This is a genomic window from Leifsonia poae (genome assembly GCF_027921845.1).
In the GTDB taxonomy this organism is placed as follows: domain Bacteria; phylum Actinomycetota; class Actinomycetes; order Actinomycetales; family Microbacteriaceae; genus Leifsonia; species Leifsonia poae.
Genome location: NZ_BSEN01000001.1, coordinates 629,183 through 652,197, shown reverse-complemented (window position 1 = coordinate 652,197; position 23,015 = coordinate 629,183). Strand labels below are relative to the sequence as shown.

The window sequence follows — 23,015 nt, the reverse complement described above, 5'->3', positions numbered from 1 at the left end:
TCCCCATTCCACCCTGGCACCGGGCGCCGATAGGTTACCGGTAGCTGGTCGGCCCGAGGGGTTGGCCGTTCAGAACACGAAGGGATTGAACGTCATGGCAAACATGAACGTCACGTACGGCGAGATGACCGATGCCGCCAACCGCCTGACATCGGGCAAGGACGACATCACCGCGAAGCTCCACGAGCTCCAGAACCTGGTGAACGGCCTCGTGAACGGTGGCTTCGTCACCGACCAGGCCTCTGGCGCGTTCCACAGCTCGTACGAGCAGTTCACCAAGGGCACCACGGAGGCCGTGAACGGCCTCGACGGGATGTCGCAGTTCCTCACCAAGGCGGCCGACGCGCTGCAGAACGTCGACAGCGAGCTGGCCAAGGGCATCGGCGGCTAGTCCTCCGACGGCACCGGAGCCGCCGACGGCTCCGACTTCCCGGAGCGCGGGCACCTGAAAAGGGGCCCGCGCTCCGCCGCGTCCGGTCGCTACACTCGACAACGTTGTGACGAGGGGGAGCCGATGAGCGAGACGATTCCGAGCGCGCCGACGGCCACCGCGAGGCGATCCCGCTCCGGCCTGCTCTGGTGGCTCGTCGGCGCCGCAGCGGTTCTGGTCACGGCCGGGGCCGTCGCCCTCGGTATCGTCACCGTGTCCGCGTACCAGAACCTGCCGAAGACCCTCGTCGGCAGCTACCTGTCCGACCTCGAGCACGCCCACGCCGAAGACGCCCTCCGGCTGGCCGGCATCAGCACGAACGCATCCGACGTCCTCCTCACCGATGCCGTGCTCGCCAAGGCGACCGATCGCATCGCCTCCTTCTCGCTCTCCCGCACCGTCACGCATGGCGACAGCGCCACGATCACGGCGACCATCCGCCGCAGCGACGGCCCGTACGAGCAGGCCTTCACCGTGGAGCGCGCCGGCGGACTGCCCTTCCTTCCCCTGTGGCGGCTGGTCGGCGTCCATCCGGATGTCGTCGGCGTCAGCGTCTCGGGCCCGCGTGGCATCACCTACACGGTCGGGGGCGCCACGCCGGTGAGCACTCCGCTCGGTGTCGCGGTGACTCTGCGGGCGTTCCCCGGCAGCTACCCGGTGATGGTGAAATCGGCGAGCGCGGAGTTCGACGTCTGGAACGCCGACGCCTCCTCGGCGCCGCCCGGCCGGGACCACAAGCCGGCGACGTTCGCCGCGCACCTCACCCCGGACGGCGAGGCGCGGGCGGAGAAGGCGGTCGACGACTGGCTGGATGCATGTCTCGCATCGCACGACGCCGCCCCCGCCGACTGCCCGTTCGGTGTCGTTCCCGACGACGGGATCGACCTCAGTGATCTGCAGTGGCACCTCGACCACCGTCCGTACACCTCGATCGCTCCGCAGTACACGAAAGCGGGCGGCTGGCCGGCGGCGAGCGGCGAAGACGGACGCGTCGAAGCGACCGCGACGCTGACACGCTCCTCCGACGGCGCCACGGGTTCTGGCACCAGTGAGGTGATCACCTTCGGCTTCCAGGGCGTCATCACGTTCGACGGATCGAAGGCGGTCTTCACGCCCTATTTCGCAGATTCACAGGATCAGCAGGGTTGATCGGTGCCCGCGGGGTGCGCGGCGCACAGCCCATACTCCCGAACGGCGCGGTGGTGCCACGCGCCGCGCCGGTGCGGCCTGCATCCGTTTGACCGTCACCCCGCAGTGAGCTAAGATTTATCGGGTGTGCGCTTTGTCGCGCGCTCGTTCGCTGCCCAGAAATGGGCGGTTGCGAGTGGGCAGGCACGTACTCATCCGAATGGGCCGGAACAACCGCACGGTAGTTCCGCGCCCCCACGGCATATCGACGATCACTACGAACCATTCCGACCGATCGTCGATTCCCCGAGAATCCCACTTGTGCCCGCGAGGGCGTGATCTGGCTCGGGTCAGCAACACCTGTCACCGTGCAGTCCATAAAAGGAGAAGTCAGTGCCAACCATTCAGCAGTTGGTTCGGAAGGGCCGCAGCCCCAAGGTCACAAAGACCAAGGCGCCCGCCCTGAAGTCCAACCCCCAGCAGCGCGGTGTTTGCACCCGCGTCTACACCACCACGCCCAAGAAGCCGAACTCGGCTCTGCGCAAGGTGGCCCGTGTCAAGCTCTCGAACGGTACCGAGGTCACGGCCTACATCCCCGGTGAGGGCCACAACCTGCAGGAGCACTCGATGGTGCTCGTGCGCGGCGGTCGTGTGAAGGACCTCCCCGGCGTGCGCTACAAGATCGTCCGTGGCGCTCTCGACACCCAGGCCGTCAAGAACCGCAAGCAGGCTCGCAGCCGTTACGGCGCGAAGATGGAGAAGAAGTAATGCCTCGCAAGGGACCGGCTCCTAAGCGCCCCGTCGTCGCAGACCCCGTCTACGGCGCACCGATCGTCAGCCAGCTCGTCAACAAGATCCTCCTCGACGGCAAGAAGGGCCTTGCCGAGCGCATCGTCTACGACGCGCTCGAAGGCGTCGCCGCGAAGAACGGCCAGGATGCTGTGGCCACCCTCAAGAAGGCGCTCGACAACGTGCGCCCGACCCTCGAGGTCCGCAGCCGCCGCGTCGGTGGTTCGACCTACCAGGTGCCCGTCGAGGTCAAGCCTCACCGTGCCAACACCCTGGCGCTGCGCTGGCTCACCAGCTACGCCAAGGGTCGCCGCGAGAAGACCATGACCGAGCGTCTCACCAACGAGATCCTGGACGCGTCCAACGGTCTCGGCGCCGCCGTCAAGCGTCGTGAAGACACGCACAAGATGGCCGAGTCGAACAAGGCATTCGCGCACTACCGCTGGTAATGATTTCTGTCCGCCGGGTGTTGTACCCCATGGGGGCCAGCACCCGGCGGAACCCGCTCAACTTCTACTTTTCGGAGGAACCCTGTGGCACAGGACGTGCTCACCGACCTGCATAAGGTCCGCAACATCGGCATCATGGCCCACATCGATGCCGGCAAGACCACTACGACCGAGCGCATCCTGTTCTACACGGGCGTCAACCACAAGATCGGCGAGACCCACGACGGAGCCTCGACGACCGACTGGATGGAGCAGGAGAAGGAGCGCGGCATCACCATCACGTCCGCGGCCGTGACCTGCTTCTGGAACAAGAACCAGATCAACATCATCGACACCCCGGGCCACGTGGACTTCACCGTCGAGGTGGAGCGTTCGCTCCGCGTCCTCGACGGCGCCGTCGCCGTCTTCGACGGCAAGGAGGGCGTCGAGCCCCAGTCCGAGACCGTCTGGCGTCAGGCCGACAAGTACAACGTCCCGCGCATCTGCTTCGTCAACAAGATGGACAAGCTCGGCGCCGACTTCTACTACACGGTCGACACCATCGTCAGCCGCCTGGGCGCCAAGCCGCTCGTGCTGCAGCTGCCGATCGGCTCGGAGTCGAACTTCGAGGGTGTCGTCGACCTCATCGAGATGCGTGCCCTCACGTGGCGTGGTGACGCCAAGGGTGACGTTCAGATGGGTGCGAAGTACGCCATCGAGGAGATCCCCGCCGACCTGGTCGAGAAGGCCGAGGAGTACCGTCAGGCTCTCCTCGAGACCGTCGCCGAGACCGACGACGCACTGCTCGAGAAGTTCTTCGGTGGCGAGGAGCTGACCGTCGCCGAGATCAAGGGCGCGATCCGCAAGCTCACCATCAACAGCGAGATCTACCCGGTCCTCTGCGGCTCCGCCTTCAAGAACCGTGGCGTCCAGCCGATGCTCGACGCTGTGATCGACTTCCTCCCGTCGCCGCTCGACGTGCCCGCCATCGAGGCGCACGACCCGCGCGACGAAGAGAAGGTCATCCTGCGTCACGCCGACGCGACCGAGCCGTTCTCGGCTCTGGCCTTCAAGGTCGCCGTGCACCCGTTCTTCGGTCGCCTGACCTACGTGCGCGTGTACTCCGGCCGTGTCGACAGCGGCGCCGGCGTCGTGAACTCGACGAAGGGCAAGAAGGAGCGCATCGGAAAGATCTTCCAGATGCACGCCAACAAGGAGAACCCGGTCGACTTCCTGACCGCGGGCAACATCTACGCCGTGATCGGCCTCAAGGACACCACCACCGGTGACACCCTGAGCGACCCGGACAACCAGGTCGTCCTCGAGTCGATGACGTTCCCGGAGCCCGTGATCGAGGTCGCGATCGAGCCGAAGACCAAGGCCGACCAGGAGAAGCTGGGCACCGCGATCCAGAAGCTCGCCGAGGAAGACCCGACGTTCCGCACCGAGCAGAACCAGGAGACCGGTCAGACGGTCATCAAGGGAATGGGCGAGCTCCACCTCGACATCCTGGTCGACCGCATGAAGCGCGAGTTCAACGTCGAGGCGAACGTCGGCAAGCCCCAGGTGGCCTACCGCGAGACGATCCGCCGCGCCGTCGAGAAGTACGACTACACGCACAAGAAGCAGACCGGTGGTTCGGGCCAGTTCGCGAAGATCCAGATCACGATCGAGCCGATGGACGTCACCCCCGAGACGAGCTACGAGTTCGTCAACGGCGTGACCGGTGGCCGCGTCCCGCGCGAGTACATCCCGTCGGTCGACCACGGTATCCAGGACGCCATGCAGGTCGGCGTTCTCGCCGGCTTCCCGACGGTGGGCGTCAAGGCGACCCTCGTCGATGGTGCCTCGCACGACGTCGACTCCTCGGAGATGGCGTTCAAGATCGCCGGCTCGATGGCCTACAAAGAGGCTGCTCGCAAGGCGAACCCTGTGCTCCTCGAGCCGCTCATGGCGGTCGAGGTTCGCACGCCCGAGGAGTACATGGGCGATGTGATCGGTGACCTCAACTCACGTCGAGGCCAGATCCAGTCGATGGAGGACGCGAGCGGGGTCAAGGTGATCCGCGCGAACGTTCCGCTTTCGGAGATGTTCGGATACATCGGTGACCTGCGGTCGAAGACCTCGGGCCGCGCGGTCTACTCGATGACCTTCGACAGCTACGCGGAGGTCCCGAAGGCAGTCGCCGACGAGATCGTCCAGAAGAACAAGGGCGAGTAGTAGCAGAGCCCCTGACAGATTGGGGATGCCGGTCCGCTGGTTCGCCAGCGTTCCGGTATCCCGGATCGACCAAGTAACATAGGTAAACAATCCCGTAGAGTTGCCGGCCGAAAACCATCGGCCGGGGTTTCTACACGAGAGTCCTGAGGAGGACCCAGTGGCTAAGGCCAAGTTCGAGCGGACTAAGCCGCACGTCAACATCGGAACCATCGGTCACGTCGACCACGGCAAGACGACGCTCACCGCGGCGATCTCCAAGGTGCTTGCTGACAAGTACCCGTCGGCGACCAACGTTCAGCGCGACTTCGCGTCGATCGACTCGGCTCCGGAAGAGCGTCAGCGTGGTATCACGATCAACATCTCGCACGTCGAGTACGAGACCCCGAAGCGCCACTACGCGCACGTTGACGCCCCTGGGCACGCCGACTACATCAAGAACATGATCACCGGTGCCGCTCAGATGGACGGCGCGATCCTCGTGGTCGCCGCCACCGACGGCCCGATGGCTCAGACCCGTGAGCACGTTCTGCTCGCCAAGCAGGTCGGCGTTCCGTACCTGCTCGTCGCGCTGAACAAGTCCGACATGGTGGACGACGAGGAGATCCTGGAGCTCGTCGAGCTCGAGGTCCGCGAGCTGCTCTCCAGCCAGAACTTCGATGGCGACAACGCCCCCGTCGTTCGCGTCTCGGGCCTCAAGGCTCTCGAGGGCGACGAGAAGTGGGTCGAGTCGATCGTCGAGCTCATGGACGCCGTCGACAACTCCATCCCCGACCCCGTGCGCGACAAGGACAAGCCGTTCCTGATGCCGATCGAGGACGTCTTCACGATCACCGGTCGTGGAACCGTCGTCACCGGCCGCGCCGAGCGTGGAACCCTCGCCATCAACTCCGAGGTCGAGATCGTCGGCATCCGCCCGACGCAGAAGACCACGGTCACCGGTATCGAGATGTTCCACAAGCAGCTCGACGAGGCATGGGCCGGCGAGAACTGTGGTCTGCTCCTCCGTGGAACCAAGCGTGAGGACGTCGAGCGCGGTCAGGTCGTCGTCAAGCCGGGTTCGGTCACGCCGCACACCGACTTCGAGGGCACTGCCTACATCCTCTCGAAGGACGAGGGTGGACGTCACAACCCGTTCTACGCGAACTACCGTCCGCAGTTCTACTTCCGTACCACCGACGTCACCGGCGTCATCACGCTGCCCGAGGGCACCGAGATGGTCATGCCCGGCGACACCACCGACATGACCGTCGCGCTGATCCAGCCGATCGCCATGGAAGAGGGCCTCGGCTTCGCCATCCGTGAGGGTGGCCGCACCGTGGGCGCTGGTACCGTCACGAAGATCATCAAGTAGTCTTCGACTGCTGAGACAGAAAGGGGTCGGGCCTTCGGGCCCGGCCCCTTTCTGCATGCCGTGACGCCCCCGTTCTGGGGCCTATGCACAAGTGAGCAATTCTCGATAAGAGAAGACAACGCAGGGTCGCTTCCCGTAAGCTGAGAAAACCTCAAAACCCGATCCGAGGTTTGTCGCGCTTGCCAAGGGGGTCTCGACCATGCGACGTAACACGCACCACTCCGTCTCGTCCGAATCACGTGAACCCGACCGCATGAGGTCCCCGTTCACCGTCGCCGGAACCTGGGCCGCACGCATCGTCGCGCCGGCCATCGTTCTGGCGCTCGCGATCACCGGCTTCACCGCCCCGGCCTACGCCGACGATGCTCCGGCCGCCGATCAGCCCGCGGCAACGGCACCTGCTGCGCCCGCGGCCGATCCCGCACCCGCTGCGGATCCTGCGCCCGATCCGGCCCCCGCGCCCGCCCCCGATCCGGCTCCAGCGCCGGATCCCGCACCCGCGCCCGCGCCTGCTCCGGCGCCCGCGCCTGATCCTGCTCCGGTGACGGCTCCGGACCCTGCGCCGGCGACCTCGCCCGACCCTGGGCCGGCATCGGCGCCCGAAGCCTCTCCCGACAGCTCCACGCCCTCGACGCCTCCGAAGGCCCCGTCGACCGCGACGCCGTCCGCCCGATCGGCGGCTCCGACGGCGAAGGCACTCGCGGCGGTCACCACGACCGTCACGGTCAAGAAGTACATCCAGGACGCATCCGGGGCGCTCATCGACGCGACCCCCGCCGGCTGGGCGTTCACCGCGCAGAGCGCCGGACTCCCGACGAGCCCGCAGACGCTCACCACCGACGACGCGACCGGCGCCGTTGTCTTCTCGCTGACGCTCCCCGAAGGGCAGTCGAGCGTCCCCATCACGATCACGGAGACGCAGCAGCCCGGCTATGAGCTCGTGCAGCAAGGCGGCAAGAACGCGACCTGTGTGTACGGCTACAGCGGGGTCACGAACGCGGGCGCGCTCGGCTTCACGGTCAGTGCCGCGAGCCAGAACGTCACCTGCACCGTCATCAACAAGAAGGTGCCGGCGACGTGGACCGTCTCGAAGTCGAGCGATCCCGTGTCGGGCTCCACGGTGGTCCCCGGCCAGGTGATCGACTACACCCTGACGCTGAACTACAGCGCCGGAGAGATGCCGGCCTCCATCACGCTCACCGATGACATGTCCGAGCTGCTGAACAACGCGGCACTGGTCGGCGTGCCCGTCGCCAGCCAGGGAACCGCCACCATCACGGGCACGACCCTCAGCTGGACGATCACCACGTTCACCGGGCCGGTCACCCTCACCTACTCGGCACGGGTGAACCAGGGCGCTTACGGTGTGCACCTGGTCAACGTGCTGACGGTCCCGCCGGGCGGCAGCTGCTACGGCAGCTGCACGACCGACCATCCGACTCCGCACTGGATCCTGACCAAGACCGCCGATCCCGCGAGCGGGTCCGTCGTTCAGCCGGGCCAGACCATCACCTACACGCTCACCGCGCGCAACGACTCGGATGCCACGGTCGCCGCGGCCACGGCCGTCGACGCGATGGGCAACGTGCTGGATCACGCGACCCTTTCCGGCGCGCTGCCCGTCGCACTGAGCCTCGCCGGCCAGAACGCCACCTGGCACGTGCCGTCGCTCGCGCCGGGGGAGACGAAGTCCGTCTCGTTCAGCGTGGTCGTCGACCCCGACGCCTCGGGCATCATCATCGACAACGTCGTGGCTCCCGGGCCGGGCGGATCCTGCCCGACGCCGTCGACGGGGCCCCAGCCCCAGGGACCGCCGAGCTGTGAGACGACCCACCGCGTCCCCGTCGTGAACCTCTCCATCGTCAAGACCCACTCGACCGCCGATGGCGGCCAGGGCGGTGTCGTCGACTCCGGCAAGGGCGACCCGATCGACTACCAGCTCACCGTGGCCAACAGCGGTCCGGATGCGGCCACCGGCGTGACCGTGAGCGACCCGCTCCCGCAGGGCGTCACCTACGTCGCGGGATCGTTCAGCGGACCCGCCGGCTGGACGGCCTCCGTCTCCGGCGGCGTCCTCACGGCGACCTATTCGGGAACGCTGGCCGCCGGCGACTCCGCCGAGTTGCACTTCAACGCGACCGTCGGAACGCTCAGCCGGCCGGGGATCGACTCACCGTACCCGGACATCGACAACTCGGCGTGCGTGACCAGCACCGAGCACGACTCCGACACCTCGGACAACTGCTCGCACGACACCACGAAGGTGAAGGCGATCGCCGTCAGCACTCAGTCGCTCTGTGTGAACGATGCACCGGTCGTCTCGTACTCGCTGACCCCGTTCAACCTCACCTCGGCCCCGACGATCGCGCTGATCTGGTGGACGAGCGACGGCTACGCCAACCGTGACCCGAGCATCCCGGCCGGTGATCAGGCCGCACTGCTCGCCGACGGTGCGCAGCAGGTCGACTACGTGGCGCTGCCGGCCGGCTGGATGAACGGGCAGACCATCAGCGGAACGCAGCTGTGGCCCGGTGCCAGTGTCGACGCCAACGGGCGCGGCAACGGCTGGCCCGGATGGCGGCAGCTGGGTGACGGCACCTGGGTGCTCGATCCCGCCGCGCCGTTCTACAACCTGCGCAACGACGCGATCGTCGAGGTGAGGATCAACCCGACCTCGGCCGAGACGGTGGCGTACCCGCCGGCCTCCACCCACTGCACGCCGACGACGTCCACGCCGCCGACGACGGTGACGACGACCGGCACTCCGACCGGCCTCGCCGCCACCGGCAGCGACCTGCCTCTGCCGACGATCGCCGGGCTCGCGCTGATCGCACTGGGCGCTGCGTTCATGCTCTGGATGCGCCGCCGCCGCGGTGAAGCGAGCTAGGGGGTTTACCTCCCGTTCATCCGGACGCACAATGAATGGACCGTTCGTACCGAACGGACCGCCGACGAAAGGAGCGCGTATGGATACCCACAGCCTCGCAAACCAGGCCGACCCGCACACAGGGCCTCGGGCGGAAAGTTCGGGAGCCGCGTAAGCGGACCAGTTGGCATCAGAAGGGAGTGACGGCGCGAGGCGTCACTCGAGCGGGATCGGCAGTGAAAGCCGGTCCCGCTCCTTCGTTTCCGCGCCCCGCACCGGGAGCGCGGGGCGAGTGCGAGGCGAGCGCGGGACAATACTCCCGGCACCTTGCCAGCGGGCGCGACACGCCCGGGTTGCAGCAAAGCCGAGAGTCTGGCAAACTTGTCTAGTTCAACATTCCGGAACGAGTGCACTCACGTGTGCTCCGAACGGATCACTGCCAGGCAGTGCATAGCCCACCGCGAGGTCGTTATTCGACCGGCGGCAGATGGTTAGGCCGCGGGTAGCAGAACAAAGCTTAATCGACAACCTCAGGGAACATGGGTCATCCATGTCTCCGATCCGGGCGACACGCCCGGGCGCGGGGGTCGGTGAGTTGACAGAAGAACAGTGGCGTAACACAGCGTTCGTCGCATCCGCGTCCAATGCGAGAACGGTTCCTCACGGGACCGCGTCTCGTACGACGCCATAACAAGAGAGTGAGTCAGACATGGCGGGACAGAAGATCCGCATTCGGCTTAAGTCGTACGACCACGAGGTCATCGACACCTCGGCGCGCAAGATCGTCGACACCGTGACCCGTGCGGGCGCGACCGTTGTCGGCCCCGTGCCGCTTCCGACCGAGAAGAACGTGGTGTGCGTCATCCGTTCGCCCCACAAGTACAAGGACAGCCGCGAGCACTTCGAGATGCGCACGCACAAGCGCCTCATCGACATCATCGACCCGACGCCCAAGGCCGTCGACTCGCTCATGCGTCTCGACCTGCCCGCCGACGTCAACATCGAGATCAAGCTCTAGGGGGGATCATGTCTGCTATCGAGACCAAGATTTCCAAGGGCCTGCTCGGCAAGAAGCTCGGCATGACGCAGGTGTGGGACGAGAACAACAAGCTCATCCCCGTCACTGTCATCGAGATCACCCCGAACGTGGTCACCCAGGTCCGCACCCCCGAGGTCGACGGCTACAACGCCGTGCAGATCGCCTACGGCCAGATCGACCCGCGCAAGGTCAACAAGCCGTCGGCCGGTCACTTCGACAAGGCCGGTGTCACCCCCCGTCGCCACCTCACCGAGGTCCGCACCGCTGACGCCGCCGACTACGCGGCCGGCCAGGAGCTGACCGTCGACGCGATCTTCGAAGCCGGCCAGCTGGTCGACGTCGTCGGAACGTCGAAGGGCAAGGGCTTCGCCGGTGTCATGAAGCGCCACAACTTCAAGGGTGTCTCCTCCTCGCACGGTTCGCACCGCAACCACCGCAAGCCGGGCTCCATCGGCGCCTCCTCGACCCCGAGCCGTGTCTTCAAGGGCATGCGCATGGCTGGTCGCATGGGTGGCGAGCGCGTGACCGTTCTGAACCTCAAGGTTCAGGCCGTCGACGCCGAGAAGGGCCTCCTGCTGGTCAAGGGCGCCGTTCCCGGCGCGCGTGGCCGCATCGTTTTCGTCCGCAACGCAGTGAAGGGGGCCTAGTCGTATGGCTACCTCAATTGACGTCCTCGATGTCAAGGGCAAGAAGGCCGGCTCTGTCGAGCTTCCCGCCGACCTGTTCGACGTCCAGACCAACATCCCGCTGATCCACCAGGTCGTCGTGGCACAGCTCGCCGCTGCACGCCAGGGCACCCACAAGACCAAGCGTCGTGGTGAGGTCTCCGGCGCCGGCCGCAAGCCGTTCAAGCAGAAGGGAACCGGTCGCGCTCGTCAGGGCTCGATCCGCGCCCCTCAGATGACCGGCGGTGGCATCGTCCACGGACCGGTGCCCCGCAGCTACGCGCAGCGCACCCCCAAGAAGATGATCGCCGCTGCTCTGCTCGGTGCACTCAGCGACCGCGCCCGCGGAAGCCGTCTGCACGCTGTGGAGTCGCTCGCCCTCGGTGAGACCCCGTCGACCAAGGCCGTCGTGGAGTACCTCTCCGGAGTCGCCACCTCGAAGCACGTTCTCATCGTGCTCGAGCGCGACGACGCCGTGAGCGCCCTGAGCGTCCGCAACATCCCCACCGTGCACGTGCTGCACCACGACCAGCTGAACGCCTACGACGTTCTGGTGAGCGACGACATCGTCTTCACCAAGGGCGCCCTCGAGGCCTTCATCGCTGCGAAGACCAAGAAGGAAGAGGTGAACGCGTAATGGCCGTCAACAAGGACCCGCGCGACGTCATCATCGCTCCGGTCGTCTCTGAGAAGAGCTACGGCCTCATCGACGAGGGCAAGTACACCTTCCTCGTCGACCCGCGTTCGAACAAGACCGAGATCAAGCTCGCCATCGAGAAGATCTTCAAGGTCGAGGTCGCTTCGATCAACACCCTGAACCGTCAGGGCAAGACCCGTCGTACCAAGTTCGGTACCGGAAAGCGCAAGGACACCAAGCGTGCGATCGTCACGCTGAAGTCCGGTTCCATCGACATCTTCACGGCAGTTGGCTAAGGCCGGGATCTAGAGGAAAACAGACATGGCTATTCGTAAGTACAAGCCCACGACCCCCGGTCGTCGCGGTTCGAGCGTTGCCGATTTCGCCGAGATCACCCGATCGACGCCTGAGAAGTCGCTGCTCCGCCCGCTCTCCAAGACCGGTGGCCGCAACAACCAGGGCCGCATCACGACCCGTCACATCGGTGGTGGCCACAAGCGCCAGTACCGCGTCATCGACTTCCGTCGCAATGACAAAGACGGCGTGAACGCCAAGGTCGCTCACATCGAGTACGACCCCAACCGCACGGCGCGCATCGCGCTGCTCCACTACGTGGACGGCACCAAGCGCTACATCCTGGCCCCGAACAAGCTGGCGCAGGGCGACATCGTCGAGTCGGGTGCCGGCGCGGACATCAAGCCGGGCAACAACCTGCCGCTGCGCAACATCCCCACCGGTACCGTGATCCACGCGATCGAGCTGAAGCCGGGCGGCGGCGCCAAGATGGCCCGCTCCGCCGGTGCCTCGGTGCGTCTCGTCGCCAAGGACGGCCCCTACGCGCAGCTCCGTCTGCCGTCGGGCGAGATCCGCAACGTCGACGCCCGCTGCCGCGCCACGATCGGCGAGGTCGGCAACGCCGAGCAGTCGAACATCAACTGGGGCAAGGCCGGCCGCATGCGCTGGAAGGGCGTCCGCCCGACCGTGCGTGGTGTCGCCATGAACCCGATCGACCACCCGCACGGTGGTGGTGAGGGCAAGACCTCCGGTGGTCGCCACCCGGTCAGCCCGTGGGGCCAGAAAGAAGGCCGCACCCGCCACCCCAACAAGGAAAGCGACAAGCTCATCGTTCGTCGCCGTACCGCCGGCAAGAAGCGTAAGTAGGAGTAGAAGATGCCACGCAGTCTCAAAAAGGGCCCCTTCGTCGACGACCACCTGCTTCGCAAGGTCGTCACGGCGAACGAGGCCAACAGCAAGAACGTGATCAAGACCTGGTCGCGCCGCTCGATGATCGTCCCGGCCATGCTGGGTCACACCATCGCGGTGCACGACGGTCGCAAGCACATCCCGGTGTTCGTCACCGAGACCATGGTTGGGCACAAGCTCGGCGAGTTTGCCCCCACCCGCACCTTCCGTGGACACGTGAAGGACGACAAGAAGGGTCGTCGCCGCTAACGCGGTGACGTAAGGAGGAGAGAAATGGTGGAGTCGATCGCACGCGTGCGTCACATCCGCGTGACCCCCCAGAAGGCTCGTCGCGTCGTCAACCTGATTCGCGGCAAGCAGGCACAGGAGGCCCTGGCCATCCTGAAGTTCGCCCCGCAGGGTGCGAGCGAGCCGGTGTACAAGCTCGTCGCCTCGGCGATCGCCAACGCGCGAGTCAAGGCCGACGCCTCGAACACCTATCTGGACGAGCAGGACCTGTACGTGAGCAGCGCATTCGTCGATGAGGGCACGACCCTCAAGCGTTTCCAGCCGCGCGCACAGGGTCGGGCCTTCCGCATCAACAAGCGCACCAGCCACATCACGGTCGTCCTCGCGACGCCGGACGAGGCGGATGCTGCCAAGGCTACGAAGAAGGCGAGCAAGTAATGGGTCAGAAAGTCAATCCATACGGCTTCCGTCTGGGAATCACCACCGACCACGTGTCGCGCTGGTTCTCCGACAGCACCAAGAAGGGTCAGCGTTACAGCGACTACCTCGCTGAGGACGTCAAGATCCGTCGTCTGCTGCAGACGTCGCTCGACCGCGCGGGTGTCTCGCGCATCGAGATCGAGCGCACCCGTGACCGTGTCCGCGTCGACATCCACACCGCCCGTCCGGGCATCGTGATCGGTCGTCGTGGCGCCGAGGCCGAGCGCATCCGCTCCGACCTCGAGAAGCTCACCGGCAAGCAGATCCAGCTGAACATCCTCGAGGTGAAGAACCCCGAGGCCGACGCTCAGCTCGTCGCTCAGGGCATCGCCGAGCAGCTCTCCGCACGTGTGGCCTTCCGCCGCGCGATGCGCAAGGGCCTGCAGGGTGCTCAGCGCGCCGGCGCCAAGGGTGTCCGCATCCAGGTTTCGGGCCGCCTCGGTGGCGCCGAGATGAGCCGCTCGGAGTTCTACCGCGAGGGTCGTGTGCCGCTGCACACGCTCCGCGCGAACATCGACTACGGCTTCTACGAGGCCAAGACGACCTTCGGTCGCATCGGTGTCAAGGTGTGGATCTACAAGGGCGACATCACGAACAAGGAACTCGCTCGCGAGCAGGCGAACACCAAGTCCACCCGCCCCGAGCGTAACGACCGTCCGCGTCGCGGCGGGCGCAACAGCGCCCCGGCCGAGACCGCGCCGGCCGCAGCAGGAGTTGAGGCATAACCATGTTGATCCCACGTAGAGTCAAGCACCGCAAGCAGCACCACCCCGGCCGTTCCGGCCAGGCCACTGGTGGCACCAAGGTCTCCTTCGGTGAGTTCGGTATCCAGGCACTGACCCCCGCGTACGTGACCAACCGTCAGATCGAGTCCGCTCGTATCGCGATGACGCGTCACATCAAGCGTGGTGGAAAGGTGTGGATCAACATCTACCCCGACCGTCCGCTCACGAAGAAGCCGGCCGAGACCCGCATGGGTTCCGGTAAGGGTTCCCCCGAGTGGTGGGTCGCCAACGTCAAGCCGGGTCGAGTCCTCTTCGAGGTCTCCGGCGTCAACGAGGAACTCGCTCGTGAGGCCATGACCCGTGCAATCCACAAGCTGCCCCTCAAGGCACGCATCATCAAGCGCGAGGAGGGCGACGCGTAATGGCGATCGGATCCAAGGAGCTCGCATCCGCTGAGCTCGACACTTTCGAAGACGAGCGACTCGTCGACGAGCTGAAGAAGTCCAAGGAAGAGCTGTTCAACCTGCGCTTCCAGTCGGCCACCGGCCAGCTCGAGAGCCACGGCCGCCTGCGTGCGGTCAAGCGCGACATCGCTCGTATCTACACAGTCATCCGTGAGCGCGAGCTCGGCATCCGGGCCACCCCGGCCCCCGCCGACATCGCTCCGAAGGCTGAGAAGAAGACCAAGGCCAAGAAGGCGGCTCCGGCTGCCGAGGCGGCCGAGACTGAGACTGAGGAGGCCAAGTAATGGCTGAGACCACCAAGGCCGCGGCCGCGGAGTCGGCGGCCGACGAGGCCCTCGCGCGCGGTTACCGCAAGGCCCGCCGCGGTTACGTGACCAGCGACAAGATGGACAAGACCATCGTCGTCGAGGTCGAGGACCGCGTGAAGCACCCCCTGTACGGCAAGGTCATCCGCCGCACCTCCAAGGTGAAGGCGCACGATGAGAACAACTCCGCCGGCATCGGCGACCTCGTTCTCATCAACGAGACCCGTCCGCTGAGCGCCTCCAAGCGGTGGCGCCTGGTTGAGATTCTGGAGAAGGCCAAGTGATTCAGCAGGAATCCCGACTCAAGGTCGCCGACAACACGGGCGCCAAGGAGCTGCTCACCATCCGTGTTCTGGGTGGTTCCGGTCGCCGTTACGCGGGCCTGGGTGACACGATCGTCGCCACGGTCAAGGACGCGATCCCCGGCGGCAACGTCAAGAAGGGCGACGTCGTCAAGGCCGTCATCGTGCGCGTGGTCAAGCAGACCCGTCGTGCCGACGGCTCGTACATCAAGTTCGATGAGAACGCTGCAGTGATCTTGAAGAACGACGGCGACCCCCGTGGTACCCGTATCTTCGGGCCGGTCGGTCGCGAGCTCCGCGACAAGAAGTTCATGAAGATCATCTCGCTGGCACCGGAGGTTATCTAAGTCATGGCGAAGAACATCAAGAAGGGTGACCTCGTCCAGGTGATCTCGGGCGCGAGCCAGGCTCGCGGCGGAGACCGTGGCAAGCAGGGTCGCGTCATCGAGGTGCAGGTCGAGAAGAACCGCGTGATCGTGGAGGGTGTCAACTTCGTCACCAAGCACGTGCGCGTCGGACAGACGCAGCGCGGCACGAAGACCGGTGGCATCGAGACCCACGAGGCTCCGATCCACGTTTCGAACGTGGCGCTCGTCGACCCCGAGACCAAGAAGCCGACCCGCGTCGGCTTCCGCAGCGAGACCGTGACGAAGGACGGCGTCTCCAAGACGGTCCGCGTTCGCTACGCCAAGAAGTCAGGTAAGGACCTGTAATGACCGACACTGCAACCGCTGCTGGCAAAATCCAGCCGCGACTCAAGCAGAAGTACAAGAACGAGATCTCGGCTCAGCTGACCAAGGACCTCGGCTTCACCAACCCGCACCAGGTGCCGGGTCTCGTGAAGATCGTCGTCAACATGGGTGTCGGCGAGGCAGCTCGCGACGGCAAGATCATGGACGGTGCGGTCACCGACCTCACCAAGATCACCGGCCAGAAGCCGCAGGTCACGAAGGCCCGCAAGTCCATCGCGCAGTTCAAGCTGCGCGAGGGTCAGCCGATCGGCGCACACGTCACGCTGCGCGGCGACCGGATGTGGGAGTTCCTCGACCGGCTGCTCTCGCTCGCGCTGCCCCGTATCCGCGACTTCCGCGGCCTCTCGGACAAGCAGTTCGACGGCACCGGCAACTACACCTTCGGTCTCACGGAGCAGTCGATGTTCCACGAGATCGACCAGGACAAGATCGACCGTGTTCGCGGTATGGACATCACTGTGGTGACCACCGCGAAGAACGACGACGAGGGCCGCGCGCTGCTCAAGCAGCTCGGCTTCCCGTTCCGTTCGAACGACGCGGCCTAGTCCCACCCCCTGTCGGGCCGGCCGAACCGGCCGGCCCGCTTCCACCACAGGTCGTCAGTCGTGTAACGGCTGGACGAAACCTGGTGAACAAAGGAAACAACTGTAATGACAATGACAGATCCGGTCGCAGACATGCTGACCAGACTGCGCAACGCGAACTCGGCGCACCACGACACCGTGTCGATGCCGCACTCGAAGCTCAAGGCGCACATCGCCGACATCCTCAAGGCCGAAGGTTACATCGCCGGCTGGGAGGTCTCCGATGCACGCGTTGGTCAGACTCTGACCCTGAGCCTCAAGTTCGGACCGAACCGCGAGCGTTCCATCGCCGGTATCAAGCGCGTCTCGAAGCCCGGACTCCGCGTCTACGCGAAGTCCACGGAGCTCCCTACGGTGCTCGGCGGGCTCGGCGTCGCCATCCTGTCCACCTCCTCCGGTCTTCTGACCGACCGGCAGGCTGAGAAGAAGGGCGTGGGTGGGGAAGTCCTCGCCTACGTGTGGTAGTTCGACATGTCGCGTATTGGAAGACTGCCCATCGACGTCCCTGCGGGAGTCGATGTGAAGATCGACGGCCAGGTCGTCACCGTCAAGGGTCCGAAGGGTGAGCTCTCGCTCACCGTCGCCAACCCCATCGAGGTCAAGCTGGACGAGGGCAAGGTGCTCGTCACCCGTCCCGACGACGAGCGCTCGTCGCGTTCGCTCCACGGCCTGACCCGCACCCTGATCAACAACCAGATCATCGGCGTCACCGAGGGCTACTCGAAGGGCCTCGAGATCGTCGGCACCGGTTACCGCGTGGCGCAGAAGGGCGCGGGCGTCGAGTTCGCTCTCGGCTTCTCGCACCCGGTCAACGTCGAGCCGCCCGCGGGCATCACGTTCGCTGTGGAGGGCAACAACAAGCTCACCGTCAGCGGAATCGACAAGCAGGCCGTCGGTGAGGTCGCCGCCAACATCCGTAAGATCCGCAAGCCCGAGCCCTACAAGGGCAAGGGTGTGCGCTACGCCGGCGAGGTTGTCCGCCGCAAGGCCGGAAAGGCTGGTAAGTAACCATGGCTCTTGGAACCAGAGGAAAGAGCAAGTCCGCAGCGCGTGACCGCCGTCACGCCCGCCTTCGCAAGAAGGTCGAGGGCACCGCGGTCCGTCCGCGTCTGGTCGTCAACCGCTCGGCCCGTCACGTCTTCGTGCAGGTCGTCGACGACGCGCAGGGTCACACCCTCGCGTCTGCGTCGACCATGGAGGCGGACCTCCGCAGCTTCGACGGCGACAAGACCGCCAAGGCGCGCAAGGTCGGCGAGCTCGTCGCCGAGCGTGCGAAGAGCGCGGGCATCGAGGCCGTCGTATTCGACCGTGGAGGCAGCAAGTACGCAGGTCGCGTCGCCGCTGTCGCCGAAGGAGCTCGAGAGGGTGGATTGAACCTGTGAGCGACGAACAGAACAACAAGGAGCAGACCGTGGCCGCAGAGGCGCCGGTGGAAACCGCCGCATCCACGACCAGCACGCAGAACGAGCCTCGCGAGGCTCGCCGCGGTGGCCGTGAGCGCAACCCCAACCGTGATCGCGGCAGCCGCGATCAGGACAAGAGCCAGTTCCTCGAGCGCGTTGTGACCATCAACCGTGTCTCCAAGGTCGTCAAGGGTGGTCGTCGCTTCAGCTTCACCGCCCTGGTGGTCGTCGGAGACGGCAACGGACTGGTCGGCGTCGGCTACGGCAAGGCCCGTGAGGTGCCGCTGGCGATCTCGAAGGGCGTCGAGGAGGCGAAGAAGAACTTCTTCCGCGTCCCGCGCGTCGGCAACACCATCCCGCACCCCGTGCAGGGTGAGGCAGCCGCCGGTGTGGTGCTTCTGCGCCCCGCCGCCGCCGGTACCGGTGTTATCGCCGGTGGCCCCGTGCGCGCCGTGCTCGAGTGCGCCGGTATCCACGACGTGCTCAGCAAGTCGCTCGGCTCGTCCAACACGATCAACATCGTGCACGCGACCGTCGAGGCGCTGCAGCAGCTCGAGGAGCCCCGTGCCGTCGCAGCTCGCCGTGGTCTCGACTACGACCAGGTCGCCCCGGCGCGCCTGCTTCGTACCGAGGCAGCGCTGGCCGAGGCCGCCGCGACCGCGAAGGCAGGTGCCTGATGGCTGCTCGTCTGAAGATCACGCAGATCAAGTCCAAAGTAAGTGAGAAGCAGTACCAGCGCGACACCCTTCGCAGTCTGGGACTGAAGCGCATCGGTGACGTCGTCGTCCGTGAGGACAACTCGCAGAACCGCGGGTACGTCAACACCGTCGCTCACCTGGTGAAGGTCGAGGAGATTGACTAATGGCTGACGAAAAAGAGGCAACCACCAAGGCTGCTGCTAAGCCGGCCGCCGAGAAGAAGGCTCCGGCCAAGAAGGCTCCGGCGAAGGCCGCTGCCGACAAGCCGGCCGCCGAGAAGAAGGCTCCGGCCAAGAAGGCTCCGGCGAAGGCCGCTGCCGCTTCGACGAGCGAGACCACCGCTGCCAAGGCTGAGAAGCCCGCAGCGAAGGCTCCCGCCAAGAAGGCCGAGGTCACGGAGAACCGCGAGCACGTGCTCAAGGTCCACCACCTGCGCCCCGCCGCCGGTTCCAAGAAGGACCGGACCCGCGTCGGACGCGGTGAGGGTTCCAAGGGTAAGACGGCAGGCCGTGGTACCAAGGGTACGAAGGCTCGCTACTCCGTCCGCCCCGGCTTCCAGGGTGGCCAGCTGCCGATGCACATGCGGGCTCCGAAGCTTCGCGGCTTCAAGAACCCGTTCCGCGTCGAGTACCAGGTCGTGAACCTGGAGAAGCTCGCCGAGCTCTACCCGTCGGGTGGTGACGTCACCGTCACCGATCTCGTCGCGAAGGGCGCCGTTCGCAAGAACGAGAAGGTCAAGGTTCTCGGCAATGGAGACATTGCGGTTAAGCTGAACGTTGCGGTCGACAAGGTCTCCGGCTCCGCCGAGCAGAAGATCGTCGCCGCGGGTGGCTCCGTCAAGTAGTCACTGGGATCGCTGGAACCGCCGGTTCCGCGCGACCTACGTAAAGTAGTGCAGTCGGGTGACCAGATCATCTGGTCACCCGGCTGACTCCTTACAGGAAAGCAGGACGCACTTTGTTTAGCGCCGTCGCGCGGATCTTCCGCACGCCAGATCTTCGCCGCAAGATCGCCTTCACCCTGGGCATCATCGCCCTGTTCCGGCTGGGGTCGTTCATCCCGGCTCCGTTCGTGGACTTCGGCAACGTGCAGGCCTGCCTCAATGCGAACCAGGACACGTCCGGTCTCTACTCGCTCGTCAACCTGTTCTCGGGTGGCGCGCTCCTCAAACTCTCGATCTTCGCGCTCGGCATCATGCCGTACATCACCGCGTCGATCATCGTGCAGCTGCTGCGCGTGGTCATTCCGCGCTTCGAGACCCTCTACAAAGAGGGTCAGGCTGGTCAGGCCAAGCTCACGCAGTACACGCGTTACCTCACGATCGCGCTCGGTGTGCTCCAGTCCACTACGCTGATCACCGTCGCCCGCAGCGGCGCGCTCTTCGGCACCACCGCCGTCTCGCAGTGCACGCAGCTCATCACCGACGACTCCTGGTACGCCATCATGCTCATGGTCATCACCATGACCGCCGGCACCGGCCTCATCATGTGGATGGGCGAGCTCGTCACCGAGCGCGGCATCGGCAACGGCATGTCGCTCCTCATCTTCACCTCGATCGCCGCGCAGTTCCCGAGTTCGCTCTGGGCCATTGCGCAGTCGCAGAACGTCGAGACCCTCATCGTGGTGATCGCCATCGGATTGCTGATCGTGGCGGCCGTCGTGTTCGTCGAGCAATCGCAACGGCGCATCCCTGTGCAATACGCCAAACGGATGGTCGGCCGGCGCACCTACGGCGGCAACAACACGTACATCCCGATCAAGGTCAACATGGCCGGTGTCGTGCCGGTGATCTTCGCGTCGTCGCTGCTGTACCTGCCGGCGCTGATCGCGCAGTTCAACCAGCCCGCAGCGGGCAAGGCCCCTGCTCCCTGGGTGACCTGGATCACCAACTACCTCACCAAGGGCGATCACCCGCTCTACATGCTCCTGTACTTCCTGCTCATCGTGGGCTTCACCTACTTCTACGTCGCGATCACCTTCAACCCTGAAGAGGTCGCAGACAACATGAAGAAGTACGGCGGCTTCATCCCGGGCATCCGTGCCGGACGCCCGACCGCCGAGTACCTCGACTACGTGCTGACCCGCGTGACGCTCCCCGGAGCGATCTATCTGGGGTTGATCGCGCTGATACCTCTGATCGCCTTCGCGGCGATCGGGGCCAGTCAGAACTTCATGTTCGGAGGCACATCGATCCTGATCATCGTCGGTGTCGGACTCGAGACGGTCAAGCAGATCGACTCGCAACTCCAGCAGCGGCATTACGAAGGGCTGCTGCGATGACCCGGATGCTGATCGTCGGACCTCCTGGAGCAGGCAAGGGGACGCAGGCGTCCCGCATCACCTCCGCCTACGGGATCCCCGACATCTCCACCGGTGACATCTTCCGCGAGAACATCAAGAACGAGACGCCGCTCGGCAAGCAGGTCAAGGCCATCGTCGACTCCGGCGATTACGTGCCCGACAGCCTCACCAACGAGCTCGTCACCAACCGGCTGCTCCAGGACGACGCCCGGAACGGCTTCCTCCTCGACGGCTACCCGCGCACGCTCGAGCAGGTGCACTTCCTCGACCAGCTGCTGGATTCCAAGGGTCAGAAGCTCGAGGCCGTCATCCAGCTTGTCGCCGATCAGGACGAGATCGTCTCCCGCCTGACGAAGCGAGCGCAGGAGCAGGGCCGCGCCGACGACTCGGAGGACGCCATCCGGCACCGCCAGCAGGTCTACCTACGCGAGACCTCGCCGCTGATCGACGTCTACCGCGACCGGGGTCTCCTGGTCGAGGTCGACGGCCTCGGCGACATGGACGAAGTGGCCGAGCGCATCAAGGCGGCTCTGGCCGAGCGCGGCATCGTGCCCGTCGGCCAGCGCGACGAGTCGGTGGCGTAGGGCCGTTGGTCTTCAAGCGGTCCATCTACAAGTCGCCCGCGCAGCTCCGGCTGATGGTGGCGCCCGGTCTGGCGACCGCGGCCTCGCTCGACGCCGTGCAGAACGGCATCGCGGCGGGTGTCTCGACGCTGGAGCTGGACGCCCTGGCCGAGCAGGCCATCATCGCCGCCGGCGGCACGCCGAACTTCAAGCTCGAGCACGGATACCACCACACGATCTGCGCGTCGGTGAACGACGAGGTGGTGCACGGCATCCCCGGTGCGCGCATCCTGCAGCCCGGTGACGTCGTCTCGATCGACAGCGGCGCCGTGCTCGACGGCTGGAACGGCGACGCGGCGCGGACCTTCGTGCTGCCCGATCCGACCCGCCCGGAGGTGGTCGCCGAGCGGCAGCGTCTCTCCGACGTGACCGAGGCGTCGCTGTGGCACGGCATCGCCCGGCTCGCATCCGCCTCCCACCTCAACGAGGTGGGCGAGGCGATCGAAGAGCACATCCTCTCGCAGGGGGAGTACGGCATCCTGACCGACTACATCGGGCACGGCATCGGGCGCCGGATGCACGAGGAGCCGCCGGTCTTCAACTACCGCGTGCGCGCGAAGGGTCCGGAAGTCAAACCCGGTCTGGTCGTCGCGATCGAGCCGATGGTGGTGCTCGGCGACGCCGAGACCTACGTGAAGGACGACGGCTGGACCGTCGCCACGGAGGACCACTCGGCCGCAGCGCACTGGGAGCACAGCGTCGCGGTGCACAAAGACGGCATCTGGGTGCTCACCGCCGCCGACGGCGGAGCGGCAGGACTCGCCCCGTTCGGCATCGTCCCGGCGCCTCTCGCGTGACCTGCTCGCGCAGGGCGAACGCAGATCATACACAAGGATTAGCCAAACGCCAGTTAATCCCATAAGATTGATCCTTGGTGTCTTGGGCGTGCTTTTTGCATGCCATTCACCACAATCAACGCACGACCAGCAATCAATACTTTTAGCGACAGTGAGGCTATGGCCAAAAAAGACGGTGTCATCGAGATCGAAGGATCTGTTGTCGAAGCGCTGCCCAACGCGATGTTCCGCGTTGAGCTGACGAACGGCCACAAGGTTCTTGCCCACATCTCCGGCAAGATGCGTCAGCACTACATCCGTATCCTCCCGGAGGACCGCGTGATCGTGGAGCTGAGTCCCTACGATCTGACCCGCGGCCGGATCGTCTACCGCTACAAGTAACGACTGCTGTAAGTAACGGCCACGCCACCGGGTAGCCCCTGGCGAGGTACGAGGACAGCGAACAAAGGTATACACACATGAAGGTCAAGCCTTCCGTCAAGAAGATCTGCGACAAGTGCAAGGTCATCCGTCGTAACGGGCGGGTCATGGTCATCTGCGAGAACCCGCGCCACAAGCAGCGCCAGGGCTGACGCAGGACCGGCCGGCACAGTTCGG

At 65.5% G+C, this 23,015-nt stretch carries 32 protein-coding genes; all 32 read left to right on the top strand.

Features of this window, described 5'->3' with window-relative positions:
- Positions 1-94: 94 nt before the first annotated feature.
- The 32 genes from PKE84_RS03115 to rpmJ all read left to right on the top strand — a co-directional run bounded on the left by PKE84_RS03115 (position 95) and on the right by rpmJ (position 22,990).
- Entirely contained in the window at positions 95-391 is a 297-nt protein-coding gene (locus PKE84_RS03115) for a WXG100 family type VII secretion target (RefSeq protein ID WP_271175720.1), read from the top strand.
- Between the two features lie 123 nt (positions 392-514).
- Positions 515-1,579: a hypothetical protein gene (locus PKE84_RS03110; RefSeq protein ID WP_271175719.1), complete on the top strand. Its 1,065-nt coding sequence runs from the start codon at positions 515-517 to the stop codon at positions 1,577-1,579.
- A gap of 372 nt (positions 1,580-1,951) precedes the next feature.
- Entirely contained in the window at positions 1,952-2,326 is a 375-nt protein-coding gene (gene rpsL / locus PKE84_RS03105; RefSeq protein ID WP_055811472.1) for a 30S ribosomal protein S12, read from the top strand.
- Positions 2,326-2,796, top strand: a complete 471-nt coding sequence (rpsG, locus tag PKE84_RS03100) for a 30S ribosomal protein S7 (RefSeq protein ID WP_163287610.1) — start codon at positions 2,326-2,328, stop codon at positions 2,794-2,796. Before rpsL ends, rpsG begins: the two co-directional genes overlap by 1 nt.
- An 84-nt stretch (positions 2,797-2,880) precedes the next feature.
- Positions 2,881-4,995, top strand: a complete 2,115-nt coding sequence (gene fusA, locus PKE84_RS03095; protein WP_271175718.1) for an elongation factor G — start codon at positions 2,881-2,883, stop codon at positions 4,993-4,995.
- 157 nt (positions 4,996-5,152) lie between these two features.
- Positions 5,153-6,346 carry an elongation factor Tu gene (tuf, locus tag PKE84_RS03090; RefSeq protein ID WP_271175717.1) on the top strand — a complete coding sequence of 398 codons (1,194 nt, stop codon included), beginning with the start codon at positions 5,153-5,155 and terminating at the stop codon, positions 6,344-6,346.
- A 253-nt stretch (positions 6,347-6,599) separates the two neighbouring features.
- Positions 6,600-9,233: a DUF7927 domain-containing protein gene (locus tag PKE84_RS03085; RefSeq protein WP_271175716.1), complete on the top strand. Its 2,634-nt coding sequence runs from the start codon at positions 6,600-6,602 to the stop codon at positions 9,231-9,233.
- A 688-nt stretch (positions 9,234-9,921) separates the two neighbouring features.
- Positions 9,922-10,230 (top strand): 30S ribosomal protein S10, encoded by a 309-nt coding sequence (gene rpsJ, locus PKE84_RS03080; protein ID WP_005050520.1) that lies wholly within the window; start codon positions 9,922-9,924, stop codon positions 10,228-10,230.
- 8 nt (positions 10,231-10,238) lie between these two features.
- On the top strand, positions 10,239-10,898 hold the full coding sequence (gene rplC / locus PKE84_RS03075) for a 50S ribosomal protein L3 (RefSeq protein ID WP_271175715.1): 660 nt from the start codon (positions 10,239-10,241) through the stop codon (positions 10,896-10,898).
- A 4-nt stretch (positions 10,899-10,902) separates the two neighbouring features.
- Positions 10,903-11,553: a 50S ribosomal protein L4 gene (rplD, locus tag PKE84_RS03070; protein WP_271175714.1), complete on the top strand. Its 651-nt coding sequence runs from the start codon at positions 10,903-10,905 to the stop codon at positions 11,551-11,553.
- Positions 11,553-11,849, top strand: coding sequence for a 50S ribosomal protein L23 (rplW, locus tag PKE84_RS03065; protein ID WP_271175713.1), 297 nt, complete (start codon positions 11,553-11,555; stop codon positions 11,847-11,849). The genes rplD and rplW overlap by 1 nt, the downstream gene beginning before the upstream one ends.
- A gap of 25 nt (positions 11,850-11,874) precedes the next feature.
- Positions 11,875-12,714 carry a 50S ribosomal protein L2 gene (gene rplB, locus PKE84_RS03060; RefSeq protein ID WP_271175712.1) on the top strand — a complete coding sequence of 280 codons (840 nt, stop codon included), beginning with the start codon at positions 11,875-11,877 and terminating at the stop codon, positions 12,712-12,714.
- A gap of 9 nt (positions 12,715-12,723) precedes the next feature.
- On the top strand, positions 12,724-13,005 hold the full coding sequence (gene rpsS, locus PKE84_RS03055) for a 30S ribosomal protein S19 (RefSeq protein WP_157157198.1): 282 nt from the start codon (positions 12,724-12,726) through the stop codon (positions 13,003-13,005).
- A gap of 24 nt (positions 13,006-13,029) precedes the next feature.
- Complete coding sequence (rplV, locus tag PKE84_RS03050) at positions 13,030-13,422, top strand: 50S ribosomal protein L22 (protein WP_271175711.1); 393 nt, start codon at positions 13,030-13,032, stop codon at positions 13,420-13,422.
- A complete protein-coding gene (rpsC, locus tag PKE84_RS03045) occupies positions 13,422-14,189 on the top strand; it encodes a 30S ribosomal protein S3 (protein ID WP_271175710.1) in 768 nt (255 codons plus the stop codon). Before rplV ends, rpsC begins: the two co-directional genes overlap by 1 nt.
- A 2-nt stretch (positions 14,190-14,191) precedes the next feature.
- A complete protein-coding gene (rplP, locus tag PKE84_RS03040; RefSeq protein ID WP_271175709.1) occupies positions 14,192-14,611 on the top strand; it encodes a 50S ribosomal protein L16 in 420 nt (139 codons plus the stop codon).
- Positions 14,611-14,937, top strand: coding sequence for a 50S ribosomal protein L29 (rpmC, locus tag PKE84_RS03035; RefSeq protein ID WP_271175708.1), 327 nt, complete (start codon positions 14,611-14,613; stop codon positions 14,935-14,937). Before rplP ends, rpmC begins: the two co-directional genes overlap by 1 nt.
- The gene (rpsQ, locus tag PKE84_RS03030) at positions 14,937-15,242 is read left to right on the top strand and encodes a 30S ribosomal protein S17 (protein ID WP_271175707.1); all 306 of its coding nucleotides are present in this window, start codon (positions 14,937-14,939) and stop codon (positions 15,240-15,242) included. Before rpmC ends, rpsQ begins: the two co-directional genes overlap by 1 nt.
- Positions 15,239-15,607: a 50S ribosomal protein L14 gene (gene rplN / locus PKE84_RS03025; protein WP_271175706.1), complete on the top strand. Its 369-nt coding sequence runs from the start codon at positions 15,239-15,241 to the stop codon at positions 15,605-15,607. Before rpsQ ends, rplN begins: the two co-directional genes overlap by 4 nt.
- A 3-nt stretch (positions 15,608-15,610) precedes the next feature.
- Positions 15,611-15,973, top strand: coding sequence for a 50S ribosomal protein L24 (gene rplX / locus PKE84_RS03020; RefSeq protein ID WP_271175705.1), 363 nt, complete (start codon positions 15,611-15,613; stop codon positions 15,971-15,973).
- Positions 15,973-16,557 carry a 50S ribosomal protein L5 gene (gene rplE / locus PKE84_RS03015; protein WP_271175704.1) on the top strand — a complete coding sequence of 195 codons (585 nt, stop codon included), beginning with the start codon at positions 15,973-15,975 and terminating at the stop codon, positions 16,555-16,557. The genes rplX and rplE overlap by 1 nt, the downstream gene beginning before the upstream one ends.
- A gap of 105 nt (positions 16,558-16,662) precedes the next feature.
- The gene (gene rpsH, locus PKE84_RS03010; RefSeq protein WP_271175703.1) at positions 16,663-17,061 is read left to right on the top strand and encodes a 30S ribosomal protein S8; all 399 of its coding nucleotides are present in this window, start codon (positions 16,663-16,665) and stop codon (positions 17,059-17,061) included.
- A gap of 6 nt (positions 17,062-17,067) precedes the next feature.
- Positions 17,068-17,604 (top strand): 50S ribosomal protein L6, encoded by a 537-nt coding sequence (gene rplF / locus PKE84_RS03005; protein WP_271175702.1) that lies wholly within the window; start codon positions 17,068-17,070, stop codon positions 17,602-17,604.
- Between the two features lie 2 nt (positions 17,605-17,606).
- On the top strand, positions 17,607-17,978 hold the full coding sequence (gene rplR / locus PKE84_RS03000; protein WP_271175701.1) for a 50S ribosomal protein L18: 372 nt from the start codon (positions 17,607-17,609) through the stop codon (positions 17,976-17,978).
- A 29-nt stretch (positions 17,979-18,007) separates the two neighbouring features.
- Positions 18,008-18,676: a 30S ribosomal protein S5 gene (gene rpsE / locus PKE84_RS02995; protein ID WP_271175768.1), complete on the top strand. Its 669-nt coding sequence runs from the start codon at positions 18,008-18,010 to the stop codon at positions 18,674-18,676.
- Positions 18,676-18,861, top strand: a complete 186-nt coding sequence (rpmD, locus tag PKE84_RS02990; RefSeq protein WP_271175700.1) for a 50S ribosomal protein L30 — start codon at positions 18,676-18,678, stop codon at positions 18,859-18,861. The genes rpsE and rpmD overlap by 1 nt, the downstream gene beginning before the upstream one ends.
- Positions 18,861-19,541: a 50S ribosomal protein L15 gene (gene rplO, locus PKE84_RS02985; RefSeq protein ID WP_271175699.1), complete on the top strand. Its 681-nt coding sequence runs from the start codon at positions 18,861-18,863 to the stop codon at positions 19,539-19,541. The genes rpmD and rplO overlap by 1 nt, the downstream gene beginning before the upstream one ends.
- Before the next feature lie 113 nt (positions 19,542-19,654).
- Positions 19,655-20,977, top strand: coding sequence for a preprotein translocase subunit SecY (gene secY / locus PKE84_RS02980; RefSeq protein ID WP_271175698.1), 1,323 nt, complete (start codon positions 19,655-19,657; stop codon positions 20,975-20,977).
- Positions 20,974-21,582 carry an adenylate kinase gene (locus PKE84_RS02975; protein ID WP_271175697.1) on the top strand — a complete coding sequence of 203 codons (609 nt, stop codon included), beginning with the start codon at positions 20,974-20,976 and terminating at the stop codon, positions 21,580-21,582. The genes secY and PKE84_RS02975 overlap by 4 nt, the downstream gene beginning before the upstream one ends.
- A gap of 5 nt (positions 21,583-21,587) precedes the next feature.
- Complete coding sequence (gene map / locus PKE84_RS02970) at positions 21,588-22,418, top strand: type I methionyl aminopeptidase (RefSeq protein ID WP_271175696.1); 831 nt, start codon at positions 21,588-21,590, stop codon at positions 22,416-22,418.
- Between the two features lie 159 nt (positions 22,419-22,577).
- Positions 22,578-22,799, top strand: a complete 222-nt coding sequence (gene infA / locus PKE84_RS02965; protein ID WP_021759551.1) for a translation initiation factor IF-1 — start codon at positions 22,578-22,580, stop codon at positions 22,797-22,799.
- Between the two features lie 77 nt (positions 22,800-22,876).
- Positions 22,877-22,990, top strand: coding sequence for a 50S ribosomal protein L36 (gene rpmJ / locus PKE84_RS02960; protein ID WP_021759549.1), 114 nt, complete (start codon positions 22,877-22,879; stop codon positions 22,988-22,990).
- Positions 22,991-23,015 lie beyond the last annotated feature (25 nt).